14 protein-coding genes and 1 pseudogene are annotated in these 16,796 nt (G+C 57.8%); 5 read left to right on the top strand and 10 right to left on the bottom strand.

Annotation, left to right across the window (positions count from 1 at the left end; translation table 11 throughout):
• The 5 genes from F617_RS0114455 to F617_RS0114435 all read right to left on the bottom strand — a co-directional run bounded on the left by F617_RS0114455 (position 1) and on the right by F617_RS0114435 (position 5,203).
• Positions 1–831: a carbohydrate ABC transporter permease gene (locus tag F617_RS0114455; RefSeq protein ID WP_003492168.1), complete on the bottom strand. Its 831-nt coding sequence runs from the start codon at positions 829–831 to the stop codon at positions 1–3.
• Between the two features lie 10 nt (positions 832–841).
• Entirely contained in the window at positions 842–1,768 is a 927-nt protein-coding gene (locus F617_RS0114450) for a carbohydrate ABC transporter permease (protein ID WP_019565778.1), read from the bottom strand.
• A gap of 67 nt (positions 1,769–1,835) precedes the next feature.
• Positions 1,836–3,107 (bottom strand): sugar ABC transporter substrate-binding protein, encoded by a 1,272-nt coding sequence (locus tag F617_RS0114445; RefSeq protein WP_019565777.1) that lies wholly within the window; start codon positions 3,105–3,107, stop codon positions 1,836–1,838.
• Between the two features lie 24 nt (positions 3,108–3,131).
• Positions 3,132–4,298 (bottom strand): mandelate racemase/muconate lactonizing enzyme family protein, encoded by a 1,167-nt coding sequence (locus F617_RS0114440; protein WP_019565776.1) that lies wholly within the window; start codon positions 4,296–4,298, stop codon positions 3,132–3,134.
• On the bottom strand, positions 4,295–5,203 hold the full coding sequence (locus tag F617_RS0114435) for a dihydrodipicolinate synthase family protein (RefSeq protein WP_003517164.1): 909 nt from the start codon (positions 5,201–5,203) through the stop codon (positions 4,295–4,297). The genes F617_RS0114440 and F617_RS0114435 overlap by 4 nt, the downstream gene beginning before the upstream one ends.
• A 115-nt stretch (positions 5,204–5,318) precedes the next feature.
• Here F617_RS0114435 and F617_RS0114430 point away from each other — a divergent pair, with 115 nt between their 5' ends.
• The 3 genes and pseudogenes from F617_RS0114430 to F617_RS28865 form a co-directional block, all read left to right on the top strand.
• Complete coding sequence (locus F617_RS0114430) at positions 5,319–6,230, top strand: 2-dehydro-3-deoxygalactonokinase (protein ID WP_026330860.1); 912 nt, start codon at positions 5,319–5,321, stop codon at positions 6,228–6,230.
• A gap of 66 nt (positions 6,231–6,296) precedes the next feature.
• Positions 6,297–6,917 (top strand): GDSL-type esterase/lipase family protein, encoded by a 621-nt coding sequence (locus F617_RS0114425; protein ID WP_019565774.1) that lies wholly within the window; start codon positions 6,297–6,299, stop codon positions 6,915–6,917.
• 186 nt (positions 6,918–7,103) lie between these two features.
• A pseudogene (locus tag F617_RS28865) lies at positions 7,104–7,270 on the top strand (IS630 family transposase); the annotation flags it as partial.
• A gap of 184 nt (positions 7,271–7,454) precedes the next feature.
• Here the strand turns inward: F617_RS28865 and F617_RS0114420 are convergent.
• The gene (locus tag F617_RS0114420; RefSeq protein WP_019565773.1) at positions 7,455–7,874 is read right to left on the bottom strand and encodes a DUF4112 domain-containing protein; all 420 of its coding nucleotides are present in this window, start codon (positions 7,872–7,874) and stop codon (positions 7,455–7,457) included.
• A gap of 434 nt (positions 7,875–8,308) precedes the next feature.
• Here F617_RS0114420 and F617_RS0114415 point away from each other — a divergent pair, with 434 nt between their 5' ends.
• Positions 8,309–10,213 (top strand): AI-2E family transporter, encoded by a 1,905-nt coding sequence (locus F617_RS0114415; protein WP_019565772.1) that lies wholly within the window; start codon positions 8,309–8,311, stop codon positions 10,211–10,213.
• 259 nt (positions 10,214–10,472) lie between these two features.
• Here F617_RS0114415 and F617_RS0114410 read toward each other — a convergent pair whose 3' ends face one another.
• The 4 genes from F617_RS0114410 to F617_RS0114395 are packed head-to-tail and all read right to left on the bottom strand — an operon-like array spanning position 10,473 to position 15,303.
• Positions 10,473–11,285: an inositol monophosphatase family protein gene (locus F617_RS0114410; RefSeq protein ID WP_019565771.1), complete on the bottom strand. Its 813-nt coding sequence runs from the start codon at positions 11,283–11,285 to the stop codon at positions 10,473–10,475.
• A gap of 1 nt (position 11,286) precedes the next feature.
• Entirely contained in the window at positions 11,287–12,348 is a 1,062-nt protein-coding gene (locus tag F617_RS0114405) for an ABC transporter ATP-binding protein (RefSeq protein WP_019565770.1), read from the bottom strand.
• Positions 12,341–14,347, bottom strand: a complete 2,007-nt coding sequence (locus tag F617_RS0114400; RefSeq protein ID WP_019565769.1) for an iron ABC transporter permease — start codon at positions 14,345–14,347, stop codon at positions 12,341–12,343. The genes F617_RS0114405 and F617_RS0114400 overlap by 8 nt, the downstream gene beginning before the upstream one ends.
• Positions 14,344–15,303, bottom strand: coding sequence for an extracellular solute-binding protein (locus tag F617_RS0114395; protein WP_019565768.1), 960 nt, complete (start codon positions 15,301–15,303; stop codon positions 14,344–14,346). The genes F617_RS0114400 and F617_RS0114395 overlap by 4 nt, the downstream gene beginning before the upstream one ends.
• Positions 15,304–15,515: 212 nt before the next feature.
• On the opposite strand from F617_RS0114395, the gene F617_RS0114390 reads away from it, so the two are divergent.
• Positions 15,516–16,766, top strand: a complete 1,251-nt coding sequence (locus tag F617_RS0114390; RefSeq protein WP_013637441.1) for an ROK family protein — start codon at positions 15,516–15,518, stop codon at positions 16,764–16,766.
• Positions 16,767–16,796: the final 30 nt, after the last annotated feature.

Genomic DNA, 16,796 nt, shown 5'->3' with positions numbered 1-16,796 from the left:
TTATTTCTCCGCGCCAGCGGTCAAACCGCCGACCAAATAACGTTCAAGGAACAGATAGATTGCGATGATCGGCAGCGCGATGAACACCGATGCGGCGGAGATGTCGTTCCAATAGGTGACATATTCGCCCTGCATCGTGGTGATGCCGAGATTGGCGGTCCAGTTGTCCGGCGAGTTAACCAGAAAGGTGCGCGCATAGGCGTAATCGGCCCAGCTGAGCACAAAGGCGTAAAGCGCGGTGGCGGCAAGCCCCGGTGTTGCGATGGGAAGCACGACACGCACCATGGCGCCGATCGGCGAGCAGCCATCGACCATGGCAGCCTGTTCCAGTTCCTTGGGGATCGTGTCGAAATAACCCTTCAGCATCCAGGTTGCGAAGGGAATGATCATGGTCGAATGTGCAAGCACAAGCGTCCATAGACTGCCGATCAAACCGAAGCTCGAAAAGATCGAAAACAGCGGGATGACGAGTAGCGTGGCGGGCAACATCTTGGCTGTGAGAACGAACATTCCCATGGTAGCGCCACCCCGCATCGAATAGCGGGACAGGGCGTAACCGGCGCTGACCGAAACCAGCATCGACAGCGCAACCGAGCCGACAGCCGCAAGCATCGAATTCCACAGCCATAGAAGGATCGGCTTTGCCGCCCAGACACGGGCAAAAATGTCCCATTGCGGATCGTCCGGCCAGAAAGTGGGTGGCAGGCGGTAGAGTTCGTCGGTGGTGGAAAGGGCGGTAACCAGCAGCCAGTAGACCGGGAACAGGATCATCACAAGCGTAAAGATCACCGTCGCGTAGAGGGCAAGGCTCTGTGCAAAGCTACGTTTCATCAAAGCCTCCTCAGTAGATTGATTTCGAGCGCCGGCCGAGCATCAGCAGGCTGGCAATGATGCAGATCACCAGCGTCAGCACGCCGACGGCGGCGGCGCGACCGAAGTTGTGATACTGGAAGGCCTGGTCGTAGGTCATGATCGACAGCGTCTGGGTTGAACGCAGCGGGCCGCCGCCGGTCAGAACCTTGATGATGGAAAAGTCGCGGAATACCCACAACAGGGTCAGCACCAGCGTGACCCCGAGAACCGGCATCAGCAACGGCATGGTGATCCAGCGGAAACGCTGCCAGACACTGGCGCCATCCACCTTGGCAGCGGCGTAATAATCGGTGGGAATGGACTGCAGACCGGCCAGACACATGATCGACACGAAAGGAAAGCCCTTCCACACCATGGTGATGGCAACGGCCCAGAAGGCGGCCGTGGAACTGCTGACCCAGGGGATCATCTGGTCGGTGAAACCGAGCTTGATCGCCAGCCAACCCAACAGGCCGAAGGACGTGTCGAACATCCACGCAAAGATGACGACCGCGATGATTTCCGGCACCGCCCAGGGCAGCGCCATTCCCAGCCGCGCGACGGTGCGGCCCTTGAAGCGATTATTGGCGAGAAGCGCCGTGCTGAGGCCGACTGCGACGCTGCCGGCGGTTACGACGATAACCAGCTTCAGCGTCACCCAGCAGGCCAGCCAGAATTCCGGCGAGGAGAACAACCATGTATAATTGCTCAGCGAAAACGGCCGGCTGGCACCGCCAAGCCTTGGTATCTTGACCTGCTGGAACGACAGGTCGATGGCCAAAACGAGCGGCCAGACGATGATGGCGGCAACCATCAGGACTGCGGGCGCGATCAGAATATAGCCGAGGAGATGTTGCCGGCTGGGGCGCGCAAGATCGAAGAACTTGCGACGCCCAGCCCGAACGGGTTCGGTCATGGATGGTCCTCCTGCCGGATGCGGATGATGGCCATGGCCCTTTCCGGGCCATGGCAAGACAACGGGATCAACCCTTGATGGCTTCGGCCTTTGCCTGCATGGTTTTCGCCACCGCCGCCGGATCGAGATCCTGAATGATCATCCGCTGGCTTTCTTCCATCACCATCTTGCTGAACTCGTTGTAGAAGAGCTCAAGTCCGGTCGGAATGCGGTCGATCCCCGCCTCGGACGCGGCCTTCATCGTCTCGATCAGCACCGGAAAATGCGGGATGGTCTTTTCAACACCCGAGACGTCGGCCTTCGGGCTTGGCGGGGTGTTGCCGCCAAGGGTGGCATAGCTGCGCTGGAATTCCGGTGACATCGTCAACTTGATGAAATCCCAGACCAATGCCTTCTGGTCGTCGGGAATATCGGCCGGCATGGCGAGTACATTGGACGAACCGCCAAGCGGCGGATGAAGCGGCGGTGCGGCGTAAATGATGTCAGTCTTGGCCGAACCTTTTTCGGTGGTGCCGTAAAGCCAGGGGCCGTCCAGCCGCATGGCCATCTTGCCATCGGCAAACAGCTTGCGCACGTCGCTGGCGCTCATGTCGACCGGGCTGATCCCGCTCTTCATCACGGTTTTCCAGCGTGAAAGACCCTCCACCATCTGCGGCGTATCGATGGTGATATTGCCGTCCTTGTCGGTCCAGTAGGCGCCAGCGTCGAGGATGTAGTTCAGCATCTCCGTCAGATATTGACCCGGACCGCCTTTCGTTTCATGGCCTGTGCCGAACTGGTCGATAATGCCGTCGCCGTTCAAATCCTTGGTCGTCGCCTTCGCAGCGGCCAGAAACTCGTCATAGGTCTTCGGAACCGCGACGCCCGCTTCTTCGAGAAGCTTCTTGTTGTAGGCCATGACGAAACCGAAATAGTTGGTCATGATGCAGACTGTTTCGCCATTCCATTCGCATTTCTGCTGGCCGGCCCAGCCGGTCATGTCGATGTCGTCCTTCTTCAGCCAGGGGTCGAGCGGCTCCAACCATCCACTATCGGCAAACATTTGAAATTCGAAGGACGCCAGATGCACGATCTGCGGCGGCTGGTTGGCCGCAAAAAGCGTCGTCATCGTGTCGGCATAGGAGCTGCGCTCGGCCTTGGTGAATTCGATTTTCACGCCCGGATGCTGTTTTTCGAAGGCGGCAATGGCCGAATGCCACCATTCGCCAGTGCCGGCATCGTCCGTCTGCCAGGAAATGAATTTCAGAACGGTATCGGCCTTGGCCGGGGCAAGGCTGCCCATTGTCATCAAAACGGCGGTCGCGGTGCCGAGCGCCAATCGGCTTATTGTTTTGTTCATGGCTTCCTCCTCCAAAAAACCAGTTCAGATACGTTCAATCAGACCGAGTGCCGCCTCCGACGGCCTTACCCCAAGTCCGGGTCCGGACGGCAGGTGATACCTGCCCTCCCGGCAATCCATGTCGCCTTCCAGCAGGTGACGGTTCGGCTCGAAGATCGAATGCTGGAATTCGTGACCTTTGAGCGTTGGCAATGTCGACGACGCCTGCAGGCTGGCGGCAAGAAATATGCCGGCGCCAACGGTGGCGTGCGGGATGACATCGATGCCGTGCTCGGAAGCAAGAGCACCGATACGGATGAAATTGGTGATACCCTTATGGCCCATTTCCGGCTGCACGATCGCAATGCGGCAGCGCTCGACGCGGGCGCGCATATCCCAATGGGTGCGCCATTCCTCACCAACTGCAATCGGCACTTCGGTATTCTTCGAAACCTTCTCCAGACCGGCAATGTCCTCCGTCCAGACCGGAGCCTCTGCGAACCAAGGGTCGAAGGGCTGCATTTCGGCAATCAGTTCCAGCGCCCGTTCCGGCGTCTGGTTCCAGTGCATGTCGGCGGCAATCTTTGCATCGGGTCCAAGTACCTTCCGGAGATTCGCCATTTCGGCCGCCGGGCCATCGTCTGCCACCGGCGTTGCGAACTTGAAGGCGTTGAAACCGCGGTCCTGCCAGTATTTCGCCAATTCCCCGCGGGCCTTGAGCGTCTTTTCAGGCAGGCCTGAAACATAGGCCGGAAACGTATCCACGCCGCCGCCGAGCAGGTCGCGAACGGACTTGCCGGCTTCCTGTCCGGCAATATCCCATAGCGCAATATCGAGCGCGGCGAGCGCATCCACGTAGAAGCCGCCAGTATAACCGCGCACCCGCATCATGTCGTAAAGGTCGTCATAGATCGCCGAAGGGTTCGAAGCATCGCGGCCGATCACGAAACCGGCGAGAAGATCGTTGATGAGAGCGCCGACCGCGCCGGGGGCGACGATACCGTAGGTCTCACCCCAGCCCACGACGCCAGCCTCGGTCGTCATGCGCACCAGGACGCTGCGGTCGAAGGTCGGGTAAACCGTCCGATTTCCCTTGCGCACGATATAGCCGTTGGGATTGACCACCTCACCTTCACGCAAGGCGCCGAGATAAGGCACCTTCCGCGGCTGGGTCAGGGTGAAGACTTCGACGCTTGCGATGGGGCTGTTCATGCGGCCTCCACGGCAACAAGGCCTAGTTCGACCAGATTGGCGTCGATATCGGCAATGGCCGCCGCATCAAGCTCGGGTGTCGGCGCACGCACACCGACGCCTTCGATCACGCCGCGGCGGGCCAGCACATATTTGGTCAGCCGCATGCGATAGACCGCCTGCAGCACCAGAAGAGGCAGGGTGCGAACATAAATCCGACGAGCCTCCTCCTGCCGCCCGGCAACAAGCGCCCGATCGATGGCAACATGTTCCTCGGCGATCTCCAGCGCCGGCATTGCGGCCGTAGCACCTCGGGCATATTCGTCGAGAATGTAACGCGCGCCGCCCCCACCGATGACGCCCTTCAATGTTGAAGGCGCATGGGCGACGATGTGGCTGATGGCCGGGCCGGCAGGAAGCGTCTCTTCCTTGACATAGGTCACCTGCGGCAACGCCCGCACGATCTCCACGATCGCCTGCGGCGAAAGGTCGGAGCCGCGCGGGGCGGGCGCGTTCTGCAGAATGATTTCAACTTCGGGCAACGCCTCGACGATCCTGCCGAGGAATTCAATCAGCGCTGGCGCATCCGTGCCGACCGACTTGGGCACCTGCACCATCAGGTGGCGGATGCCAAGCGCCGATGCCGCCCGCCCGTGCTCAACCACATCACGCCAGTCGGCCGCACTTGCCCCGGCCACGACCGGCACCCGCCCGGCTACCACATCCACGACAATTTTCAGCAACGCCGCACGCTCGGCGGCGTTCAAAGTCTCCACCTCGCTGGCGAAACCGGGAAACACGACACCATCGACGCCCTTGTCGAGCGCAAAGACCACCAGTCGCTTCATACCCGCTTCGTCAATGCCGCCATCAGCCAGAAACGGCGTAGGCAGAACAGGCAAAATCCCCTTAAGGCCAGCCACCATCTTTCTCCTCCCGATTAAGTATCATATTTTGATACCTTGAATTCACTAATTGACACTATATAGACTTGCGACCTATGACAAGCCCCAAGATGAAATGAACGAGGAGGTTCAAGACATGGCAGCACCGGCGACATCGATCATCGTTGATTGGGGAACGACATCATTGAGGGCGGCGCTCGTTGATGAAGGCGGCGAAGAACTCGACCATCTGGAAACCGCCGACGGTATTTCGAGCCTTGGCAAGGGTGAGCACGAGGCGGCGCTGATGGATGCGCTCGCACCCTGGTTCTCACGCCATGGCGCCTTGCCCGTCGCCGCACTCGGAATGATCACCAGCCGCAACGGCTGGGTCGAGGTCGCTTATGTGCCGTGCCCGGCCGGCCCGGCGGAACTTGCCGCCGGCACGGTGCGCAGGTCGCTGCCGAACGGGTCCGATCTCGTCTTCCTGCCCGGTCTGACCGACCCCGCCCGCCAGCCCTTCCCGGACGTGATGCGCGGCGAAGAAACCCAGATCGTCGGCCACGGCCTTGGCGAAGACGCCACCCTCATCATCCCTGGAACACACAGCAAATGGGCGCGGGTGACGGCGGGAAGGATCGATGGCTTCCAGACATTCGTCACCGGTGAAATCTTCAACCTGCTTATCAATCACTCCTTCATCGCGCGCGGTTCCACGCAGCCGCCGGTCGATGATCAGGAGGCCTATCGCTGGGGTCTGACAGAGGCAAAACGATCCGCCACCATGCTGTCGCTGCTGTTTTCGGCGCGAACCGGCGGGCTTGCGGGCCGGCTTTCGCCGGATCAGTTGCGATCCTATGTGCGAGGACTGGTCATCGGGCAGGAGTTTCGGCAAGCCCGCGAGGCCGGATGGTATGCGGAAGGAGACGAGGCAGCTATCGTCGGCAATGACGGGCTGAACGATCTCTATCTGGTTGCCGCCGATGTGTTCGGGCTCAAGACATCCATGGGTGCGGATGACGCCCTCACAAAAGGCGCTCTGACTGTCCTGCAGCAAGCGCTTTTATAACCCTTGCCGATCGCCGGTTGCCGAAATGGCGGCATCCGGCTTTCAAGACAATCTTTAGGGCCAATCATGTACGACTTCCCAGCCAATATCGGCACCAGCCGCCACGAAAATGATATCATTGCCGTTCTGGCCCGCATTCAGCGCATCGGCCTTCCAGACAATCCGATCGCCTTTTATGGCTCATCCTCGTTTCGAATCTGGAGCTCCGTCACCGAGGATCTCGGCTCGCTGGATATCGTCAATCTGGGATTTGGCGGTGGCACTTACCTCTCTGCCAGCCACTACCTCGACCGGCTCCTGGTTCCCTTGAAGCCAGGTAGAGTGGTGCTTTATTTCGGCGAAAACGATATTGCCAGCGACGGCCTCAAGGCGCAGACGACGCTTGCGCACCTGCAGGATTTGCGCGATCGCATCTCTCGAGCGCTACCGCAGGCGGACGTCTTTGTTCTGGCGATCAAGCCCAGTCCGGCGCGCTGGATATACCGCCATGAATTCGATCTCTTCAACCAGACGGCGCGCGACTGGTGCAACGGCCGCGAACACACGACATGGCTTGATCCGAACGCCGGTCTCATTGGTGAAAATGGCCTGCCGATGTTCCGTTATTATTTACCCGATCTGGTTCACCTGAATGCGGCAGGCTACGCGGTCTGGTCGGAAGCGCTTAGAAAAAGTTGGGTCTGTTGAACTAAGACAAGGGGTATCTTTATCTTTGGCTCTTGAAAGGAGTCGAACTGTCCCCAGCATTGTTCACAGGCTGATTTCCATTGGGTTTATAGAGCACGTCCGTTGAACGCGGAATCGCGTTTAGGCCTCCCTTACTGGCGGAATTCTGATTCCAGCGATCCGATTGGCGATTTGGTCGCAAGCAACATGGCCCGAGCTTTCAGCGACGATCTGCGTAGCCGCGTTCTAGCTGCGTCACGGGATGGCATATCGGCACGCTCAGCAGCGTCCAGATTTGGGATTTGTATTTTGACAGCCATCGCGTGGATTGCAAGCGCGCAGGAAAGCCGGCTGACCCGGCGAAACAGGGACGACTCCGTCCGCCGAGGCGGCCTCTATCCGGCACTGAAGGATCTTAGTTGAGCCTACCCGCCCTAAGGCGACAGCCAACAATGTGCACAGGCTGAAAGACGCAGTCTCGACCACCGACGAGGAAACGGTACACCTCGACTGCGACTCCAGAACCGCAGCCAGGTTTTTTCGGGCCATCGTCGAGGCTTATTTGCGCTTCCGCCGCAAGTCGTCGCCATGGATGCCAAAGTGCTGGATGATCATATCGACATTACGGCGGTGCGATTTAAAATAAATATCAAACAGATCACCGAAGACAGGAACACTGCCCACAAGAGCATCCATGGCGATGTTGCCAACCATTCGCGCAAGCTTTTCCTGCGGCACACCAAGGCGGCGCGCTTCATTGACGATATAGAGGCCGACAATCGCGCCCGCACCATCACCAATCAGTGGCAGCAAACCTATGATGGAATCTGCACCAAAACGGATTCCCGTGCCAGGAATGCGGATCGCTGTGTCCATCATACGAGCGATGCCCGACAGCCGCCGCAGACGGCGGAGCCGCTCAGCACCATCCACGAAGTCGTCCGATGTGCCGTGGGCGTTCCACGTTCTCGCTGTCATACAATCGTGCTCCATAAAAGAGATATGCCTCAGCCTAATATGAATGGGGATGTGGAGAGTTGCGTTCAAGAGCGTTGCGCAAGCTATCTGCATCCATTGAAACCGAACCAGTTACGCTCGATCGCCTCGATACTGCCTATGTGACAGCACCAATCGCCCGGCATCGCTCAGGCCCTACACCCCTTTTTCGATTCCGATAGGCCACAGTAATTTTTAAGCAATATTCTCCCTTACATTGGCGCTACTACAGGACTGCTAGGTCGAGAGAAAGATGTAAGGCACGCCCTTGCATCTTTAACGTCTTTCGCGAGTTAAAGCTGATCTTCATAAAGCAGATGCGGACATGGCACATTTTTTTTGAGTTCATCTGTGCATCTAAAGGCGGACTGCTGATGGACACTGGCGCTTTAACAACAAACGACATCGGAAAACTTATGGCCGTTTCTCATCAAGGTCCGCTGGCTAACACCAGGCTTTCTGGACGAACGATTCTCATTCTGATTGGCGTCGCGGTCATCCTGCACGTGGGTCAGGAAATCTTCGTGCCATTAGCCTTGGCTCTCCTCCTGACATTCACTCTGGCACCTATTGTCTCCTTTCTCCGAAAACACTCTGTGCCCAAGATTGCCGCCGTTATTTTGGCGGTCGCCTCAGCCTTTATGGCAATTGCGCTGTTCAGTTTCGTCGTCGCCACGCAGGTGACAAATCTTGCCGAAAACATCCCGACATATCAGCGCAATATCGTCACCAAGGTTCAGGCGCTCAGCCAAGCAGGATCAGGCAATGGTGTGCTCGAACATCTGAGCAAGGTTGTCGAGCGTGTCGGCGCCGAGTTGCAGACACGCGCCGTCGAAAGTCAGGACGAGCAGTCGACCGCACCAACCATGCGAGAACCGATGCCCGTTGAAATCGTCACGCGATCCCATCCGGTCGAGACACTTGGCAATTTCATTCTTCCGCTTATCAGCCCGTTTGCAACGGCAGGTTTGGTCATCGTTCTTGTGATTTTCATGTTGATCGAGCGCGAGGACCTTCGCGACAGGTTCATCAGGCTGGTTGGACTTGGTGACCTGCATCGCACGACGGCAGCGCTGCAGGACGCTGGAAAACGGGTTGGGAAATACCTTCTGATGCAATTGGTGGTAAATGCCCTTTACGCCTTTCCCATCACCATTGGGCTTTGGGTGCTTGGCATTCCGAACGCGATCCTGTGGGGTCTGCTGACGCTGGTTCTGCGTTTCGTGCCCTATATTGGTCCCGTTATCGGAATGGTATTGCCGCTGTTCCTCGCCCTTGCAATCTCTCCCGGCTGGTCGTTGGTCGCATGGGTCGCGGCACTTTTCATCATCACCGAACTGATCAGCAATAACGTCGTTGAACCTTGGCTTTATGGTAGCCACACCGGCTTGTCTCCGATGGCGATCATCGTCTCCGCAATCTTCTGGTCCTGGCTCTGGGGACCGCTGGGGTTAATGCTGTCGACACCTCTCACGGTGTGTCTGGTCGTTCTTGGCAGATATGTCCCCGAGTTCAGTTTTCTGGACGTTCTGCTCGGAAATGAACCAGTCCTCCAACCGCAGGAAAAGCTTTACCAGCGGCTGCTCTCCGGTGACCCCAACGAAGCGACTGACAACGCCGAAGAGTTTCTCGAAGAGGAATATCTCATCGACTACTACGAAAAAGTTGGTCTTCCTGCCTTGATCCTGGGCGAAGCGGACCGCCAGCGCGGCGTGATGACAGAGGCTCAGATCGCGCTTCTTGCCTCCAGCGCCCATGCCCTCATTGAAAATCTAGCAGAGATTGCGAGCGAAGAGGAAAACGAGGGAATGTCGGAAGACGAACAGACTTCCGCGCCAGAGACCAAAGAGACAATCGCGCTACCGGACGGTAAAGGCAGATCCATTCTATCCCTGGGAGGCAGAGGGGCCATGGACGACGCAGCGTCTGCGATGTTATCGCAAGTTCTCTTGGTTCAGGGTGCGCAGATCAGACAAGCAGACTATACAAGGATTGAAGGGCGAGATTTGAAGGCTCTGGTGGCTGACGATATCGACACCGTTGTCGTTACGTTTCTCAATGAGAACTCGAAATCGCACGCACGACAGATCGTCCGTCGTTTGAAGCGTGTAAGACCTTCTCTTCGTGTCGGCATATTGTTGCCGATGGGAGAGGGCGGGCGCGAAGCGCTAATCGACCCTCAAGACATAAGCGCTGACTTCGTTGCCGCTTCGCTGACGCAGGCCGTCGTGTCGGCCCTGAACGACACAGGCCCTGTGGCCTTGAAAAGCCCCGTGAGAAAAGTGGCGCGCCAGCGCCGAGTGCCGCCGGTGGCTGCCTGAACGCAGCCACGAGAAGTCTGTCGATGTTACCAAGGGGCACGCATCTCGTCTGATAACGCATAGGACCACCCGAAAGCTTCAGCCCCTGGACTTGCGCACGCTCATCACCGCACAAACCTGCATTCTGGAAAAAGCACGATGCATCGATACAAAGATTGAAAACGTCACGCGTCTCTAGGTATCTACGGCGAACTAAGAGTAGTCAGGTCTAAAGCTTGACAGTTGCGACATCAAAAGCGGCCTGCGGTTGTGAGACCTTTCAGCTTGGAGTCTCCCCTTGCTGAAACTTGGATTGGAGCCACTGATGTATGGATGACGTTCCCGCCAACAGTGAACCGCCGTCCTTTACAACACCGCCGCTAAGCGAGGTAACAAGCGCTCCGGCTTCCTGGGCAATGATCTTGCCAGCCGCATAGTCGTAATGGCTAAGGCCGTCTTCGAAATAGCCATTTAGCCTGCCCGCGCCAACATAGGCGAGATCAAGTGCGGCCGAGCCGAGTCGGCGGATGCCTGCTGTCTCGTTGGTGATGGTATCCAGGGCCCGGAAGAAACTACTGCGGTCCATCGACTTCAACTGTCCGTGGATCGGCATGGATAGAGATATGATGGATTCTTCCGGCATTTTCTCTTCCAACCGTGTCAGTTCCTTACCGTTCATCCGGGCACCCTGCCCTCGAACTGCCGTGAACATCTCGTCCCGCAATGGGTCAAGGACGACGCCCAGTATTTCGCCATCGTCGTCGCAAAGAGCGATGCTGACAGCAAAATAGGGAATGCCCCAGATGAAGTTGCTGGTTCCGTCGAGCGGGTCTACCACCCAGCGGCGGCGTGCGTCTGGCTTGCGCGTACCGGTTTCTTCACCCACGAAACCGTAGCGATCGCCTGCCCTTGCCAGAACTGCGGCAATAGCCTCCTCGGCAGCAAGATCGGCCTTGGACGCATAATCACCCAAAGCTTTTCGTTGAACACTATCGCGGGACATGGCGCCGAAATGCGTCTTCAGTTCAGCGCCTCCGGCAAGTGCGGCGGACAAAGCAAGCTGCATCAGTTCGTCAAGCGACAGGTCCGCCATCTCATACTCCCGAGGGTAGAAAAGTTATCGTCTCGAAATCCACACCGACGCGCGAGTCGAGATCGAGTGCGTGTCGTGTTTCCACCGAGATGGTCGCACCGTTCTCAAGTCGAAGGCTCTGCGTCCAGGCCTTGCCCATGAAGCGGCGATCTTTCACCTTTGCGTTGACGAGAGCGCTGCCGTTTTCGCGGGTCATTACCTGTTCGGGACGCACGACAAGTGTGCCCTTACCGCGGTGGCCGCTTCCTGTGATAGGAAGTCTCGATCCGTCAGCCATCTGGAAGCCGGCCTCATCAAATTCGCCCTCCAGAAAGTTTGCGCTGCCGACGAACTCGGCAACGAAGCGGTTCGCCGGTCGCGAATAAATTGTTTCGGGATCTGCAAGCTGCTGCACGATTCCATTCTGCATCACGGCGATCCGGTCCGACATTTCGAGGGCTTCTTCCTGATCATGCGTCACATAGATTGCTGTCAGACCGAGCCTCTTCTGCAGACTGCGCAGTTCATGGCGAAGAGCCACGCGAAGACGCGCATCAAGGTTGGACATGGGCTCGTCCATGAGAAGCAGCGGCGGGTTGATGACGAGTGCACGCGCCAGCGCGATGCGCTGCTGCATACCCCCACTCATTTCTGCGGGATAGCGCTTCTCGACGCCGTGAAGCTCGACCTGGGCCAGTGCGGCCCGAACCCTTTCAGCAACTTCGCTCTTCGGAACCTTACGCAGTTTGAGCCCGTAAGCGACATTGTCGAACACGGTCTGGTTTGGCCATAGCGCATAGTTCTGGAAGACGAAGCCGATATTTCTGTCCCAGGCGGCGAGCGAGGTCACGTTCTGCCCGTTGAACAGGATTTTTCCGCCATCGATTGGGTGGAAACCTGCAATGGCGCGCAAAAGTGTCGTCTTGCCGCAACCGGACGGCCCTAGCAGCGTGAAGAATTCGCCGGGCCTGATCGTGAGGCTGATGTCTTTCAGAACTGCATGATTGCCAAAGGTCTTGGAGACGGCGTCGATGACGACCTCGCAGCCTTGGGTTGGAGTTTTGGAAGATGAGGTTTCAACCACCGGATTTTCCTCGAATTTGGCCGTAGCGGACAATGAAATAGAGAGGGATGTAAATGATCAGCATCAGCAGGATGGTCTGTGCTGCGGAGACACCGAAATCGGCATCGACAAGCGTGTTCTCGAAGATCACGGCTGTCATCGGCTTCCACGGCGGACGATAGAGAACGATGGTAGACGACAGCTCCGTGACGATGTGAAGGAAGGTGAGCGTTGCACCGGTTACCGCACCCGCCAGAACCAGAGGTGCCGTTATGGTGAAGAAGACCCTGAATGGACGCGCTCCAAGACTGATTGCGGCCTCTTCGAGAGCCGGGTGAACGCGCCTCAGGGCCGCCTCCGACGCCTTCACCGTAAAAGGCAGGTTACGAATGAGATAGGCAAGGAGAAGGATGAACCAGGTGCCGGTCAGTTGCAGCGGCGCCTTGTTGAACATCATGATGAGACCGATACCAAGCACTGTGCCGGGAATGACGTAGGGCATCATGACGGTGAGGCTGAGAACGGGGGCGATGATCTTGTAGCGCTTGCGTATAATCACATATGCAATCCCCAACCCGATTGCTGTTGCCGCCAGCGTGCCTGCAATACCAAGCGACAAGGTCACCCAAGCCGGCCCCATCCCGGTGAACCACATAGTGGCGTAGTTTTCCAGCGTAAAGTTCGCCCTGGGTAGGCCGACCCGCCATTCCATGAAGCTGGAAACCAGAACCGTCAGGTGTGGCGTGAATGCCATGAGAAGGGCAATGATGACCGCGCCAAGCACTGTGACATGAGCAAGAGGCGATAGCGGCTTGCGTTCCAGCGCCCGCGACGACACCACGGCAAAACCGCGTCGCGCCAAATAGATTTGCTGCGCCATGAGGAACAGGCTCGAGATGGTGATGAGCACAATCGATCCTGTGGCCGCAAGCGCCGGATTGCGTCCTGCCTCACTCAGGAAGGACGTATAGATCAGAACCGGCAGTGCGTTGACATCGAGGCCAATGATGCGCGGGGTTCCGAAGTCAGACAGGGCTGCCATCGTTGCCAGATAGAGACCGGTGATGATGCCGGGAAGTGCCAGCGGAATTTCGACCGTCATGCGCACACGAGGCGGCTTGGCACCAAGGCTTTCCGCTGCCTCGATATGGCCAGCGTCCAAACTCTGAAACGAGCTGTGACTGAGCAGAAAGATGATTGGAAAGACGAGCCAGGTGATGACCCAAATGACGCCATGCAAGCCGACAATCGAGACATCGAGGCCGAGATAGTTGGTCAGAACGCCGTTTCGTCCCAGGAGCAAGCGCCAGGCGTACGCCCCCAGAAATGGTGGAGACACGGACGCCATAGTGACAAGAAAGACGATAGCAGTGCTGCCCGCGACCCGGTAACGTGCGATAAGATAAGCCAGCGATACGCCGATCAAAGCGGCAAGTCCGGTGGACGTCAACGCGATCAGCAGGCTGTTTACCGTGGCGGAAAGGGTTTCCGAGCGTGTAAAGAAATCGGTATAATGGACAGCAGAGAGCGACAGGGATTTGTTTTCGAAGGTGATGTAGGCGTTCGCGGCATGTGAGAGCAGGACGGCGTTGAGCGACTGCGCGTTGATATCTAAAGGCGCTGGTGCAGTTGTCGCGAATAGCCCCCGGGGCGCCTGCTGCGAAAGCGTGAACCGAGCCGAGCCCAGATCGAGTTCAAGTAAACCTGCCTCGTCCTTACCAACCGAAATCGGCTCTTGCGAAGAGAGGCGCAGCGTTCGGTCATCCTGGACGTCTACAGTCAGACTGTCAGTCGAACTCAGCGTTATCGCAACGCCGTCAGAAAGTTTAGCAACGCTGTATCGGGCGGTCATTTCCGGGACGAATTGCAAGCCGTCTTTATTATGCAGAAGAGTGAAACGGCCGCCCTCCTCCAGGAGGGAGGCGGCCATGAGGCGAACCTGCGGGACAACAATCGTCAGGCCGCAGAGCACGAGCGCGACGATTGAAAATATCAGCCAATTGTCGCGCAGCACCTTCATTTTCCGCGAAGCTCCTGAAAGCGAGCCACGACCACAGGGCGCGGATCGACAGCGGATACGATCGTGAGCGTAGCCATGTCAGGCAGAGCGGCGGGAGGCGTTACATCCTTGCGTGCCGAGCGTCGAACGGTGGCGTCGCGCACGATTTCATGCGCCGTCTTGCTGCCGAGGAAATCGATGAAGCTCTTGGCGTCTTCGATGTGCTGCGCGCCCTTGACTATGGCTTGCGCATCGATCTGGCCGGTAACCGCATCGGTCGGATAGACGATTTCGATCGGCAGACCTTGAGCCTTCCACTTGGCACCCAGATCCTCGTTAATCCAGCCAACTGCTGCTTCACCGTCGCGTACGGCGTTGAAGGCGTCATCTGAACCGGGAGCAATGCGCGCACCCTTGGCCATTTGACCGACGAAATCCCAACCGAAATTGCCAGCAAGAGCGGAAAGAATGACATAGCCGGTGCCGGATTTTGCAGGGTCTGGAATAATCAGGCCACCGTTCTTTGCGAAGTCCTGTGAGACGAGATCTTTCTGCGTCTTGGGTATGGAGCCGGCCTCGACGCGTTTGGTGCTGACGACCAGCGGCTGCAGCAGCACCGTGAACGGATGCCAGATGTGATTGGGATCGGTCGTCACCATGTCGGCGTCGGACTTGCTTTCGAACGATTGGAAGAGCGATGCATTTTCTTCGAAGGTCTGCGTCGGTCCGCCCCACATGACGTCTGCCGAGGAATTGCCACCTTCTGCACGCAGGCGCTCAATCAGCTCGCCAGTACCGCCGCGCACGACAGTCACCTTCACATCCGGATTTTCCTTGGCAAAAGCATCGAGGATGGGAGCAGATGTCGCCTCCCCATGAGCGGTGTAGACCACCAGTTCTCCGGCATTCGCAACACTGATGATCGACGCCGACGCCAACGCGCCCGCTATGATACGCCGCAAGGTCCATTTCAGCATGACTATGTTCCCTTTTTAAAGTCACTGAGAAGAAGGCGACCCTATTAATCCATTTACCAGATTAAAAATCAAGCCGCCTTTTCTGCGGAATTACGGTCGTTGCGTTACAGTATTATGACTGAAGGCTAAGATTATCTGCATTGCGAACTGCTTGACGCCCATAGGCTGGGCTGATAAATTCCATTTAATTTATTAAATAGGAATTGGCCCCGATGAGCTTGATGGGCAGCAATCACACATATTCCGGCCGCTACAACCGTCGCCTCGTTTTCGATCTGATCCGATCTGGCAATGGCATAAGCCGGCGTGACCTTGTTGATGTGACAGGCTTGAAGCCGCAGACCATGTCCAATATCTGCAAGGACCTCATAGACCGTTCAGTGGTTGTGGAAACCATCCAACAAGAGGGCGCGCGCGGTGCGCCGCAAAAGAAGATGTGGGTCAGAGCCGAGGCCGGTTGCTGCCTGGGTATTCACGTGGATCGCGACGGGCTTCTGGGCATCGTCTGCGATCTGGCGGGGCGGGAGTTGGGTCGCGAAACCGCATCCGCATCGCTCGAAGATCCATCCGACACCATCCGTGCCATCGCCGATATGACACAGCGTCTGCGGTCGGTTACCGTGGATCGTCCCGCCTGGGGCATCGGCATCGCGATGCCCACGTTGCAGGAGGCGGAATTCGAACATCCCGTCGGCCCGCCGGGTTGGGATGCGTGGAGCCGTATGCCAGTGGCGGAAGCCATCGAAGATGCGTGTGGCCTCCCCACCATCATCGAGAATGACGCCACAGCCGCAGCAGTTGCCGAACTGAGGGTGGGAAGTGCGGGAGGACTGAGCCACTACGTCCATATTTTCGTCGGGCACGGACTTGGGGCAGGCATTATCAATGACAGCATGCCGCTCCAGGGATTTTGGAACAATGCCGGAGAAATCGGTCTCCTGACATGGCCGGCGGAACTTGCCAATCCAGATGCGGGGAAACAGACACCGTTTTCGATCGACGAGCTTGCAGCGATGCTGTCGTGCGAAAGCAGGGAGATTGCGCGGCCTGGGGCATTGGAGAAACTTTACGCTCAACGCGACAGTATTCTGATGCGATGGCTCGATCTCAATTCGAAGCGTCTGCGGTTGCTGGTGTCGCTGCTTGAAAACATCATGGACCCGCAGACCATCGTGGTTGGAGGGCACTTTCCACCAGCGCTCATCAATTCCCTGATCGACCGGGCCTATCCCCTTTTGCCGTCAGTCAGCGCCCGAAGCCACCGCGAAATTCCCCGGCTGTGTGCTGGCGCTCTAGGGCCGGAGGCCGCGGCGATCGGCGCTGCCATGCTACCTGTGATTGCCCATGGCAGCCCAGACTTCAGGCGCCTCTCATCCATGCGCGGACGCAGCCAGACGATCGATTTCGAAAGACGCTTCGATCGGGTCGCAGGCGCGCCAACGGATGACGACACGTCATCCTGATTTACATGACTCTTGCCGACAGGACTAAAA

This window comes from Agrobacterium sp. 10MFCol1.1 (assembly GCF_000381165.1).
In the GTDB taxonomy this organism is placed as follows: domain Bacteria; phylum Pseudomonadota; class Alphaproteobacteria; order Rhizobiales; family Rhizobiaceae; genus Agrobacterium; species Agrobacterium tumefaciens.
The sequence above is the reverse complement of the archived record's forward strand: the minus strand, read 5'-3'. Positions and strand labels throughout refer to the sequence as shown.

Excerpts from the sequence above, each read along its gene's own strand:
- F617_RS0114400 (WP_019565769.1), bottom strand. The coding sequence starts at position 14,347 with ATGAAGGTGCTGCGCGACAATTGGCTGATATTTTCAATCGTCGCGCTC.
- F617_RS0114440 (WP_019565776.1), bottom strand. The coding sequence starts at position 4,298 with ATGAACAGCCCCATCGCAAGCGTCGAAGTCTTCACCCTGACCCAGCCG.
- F617_RS0114410 (WP_019565771.1), bottom strand. The coding sequence starts at position 11,285 with ATGGCGGACCTGTCGCTTGACGAACTGATGCAGCTTGCTTTGTCCGCC.
- F617_RS0114395 (WP_019565768.1), bottom strand. The coding sequence starts at position 15,303 with ATGCTGAAATGGACCTTGCGGCGTATCATAGCGGGCGCGTTGGCGTCG.
- F617_RS0114420 (WP_019565773.1), bottom strand. The coding sequence starts at position 7,874 with ATGACAGCGAGAACGTGGAACGCCCACGGCACATCGGACGACTTCGTG.
- F617_RS0114445 (WP_019565777.1), bottom strand. The coding sequence starts at position 3,107 with ATGAACAAAACAATAAGCCGATTGGCGCTCGGCACCGCGACCGCCGTT.
- F617_RS0114415 (WP_019565772.1), top strand. The coding sequence starts at position 8,309 with ATGGCCGTTTCTCATCAAGGTCCGCTGGCTAACACCAGGCTTTCTGGA.
- F617_RS0114455 (WP_003492168.1), bottom strand. The coding sequence starts at position 831 with ATGAAACGTAGCTTTGCACAGAGCCTTGCCCTCTACGCGACGGTGATC.
- F617_RS0114435 (WP_003517164.1), bottom strand. The coding sequence starts at position 5,203 with ATGGTGGCTGGCCTTAAGGGGATTTTGCCTGTTCTGCCTACGCCGTTT.
- F617_RS0114425 (WP_019565774.1), top strand. The coding sequence starts at position 6,297 with ATGTACGACTTCCCAGCCAATATCGGCACCAGCCGCCACGAAAATGAT.
- F617_RS0114450 (WP_019565778.1), bottom strand. The coding sequence starts at position 1,768 with ATGACCGAACCCGTTCGGGCTGGGCGTCGCAAGTTCTTCGATCTTGCG.
- F617_RS0114430 (WP_026330860.1), top strand. The coding sequence starts at position 5,319 with ATGGCAGCACCGGCGACATCGATCATCGTTGATTGGGGAACGACATCA.
- F617_RS0114390 (WP_013637441.1), top strand. The coding sequence starts at position 15,516 with ATGAGCTTGATGGGCAGCAATCACACATATTCCGGCCGCTACAACCGT.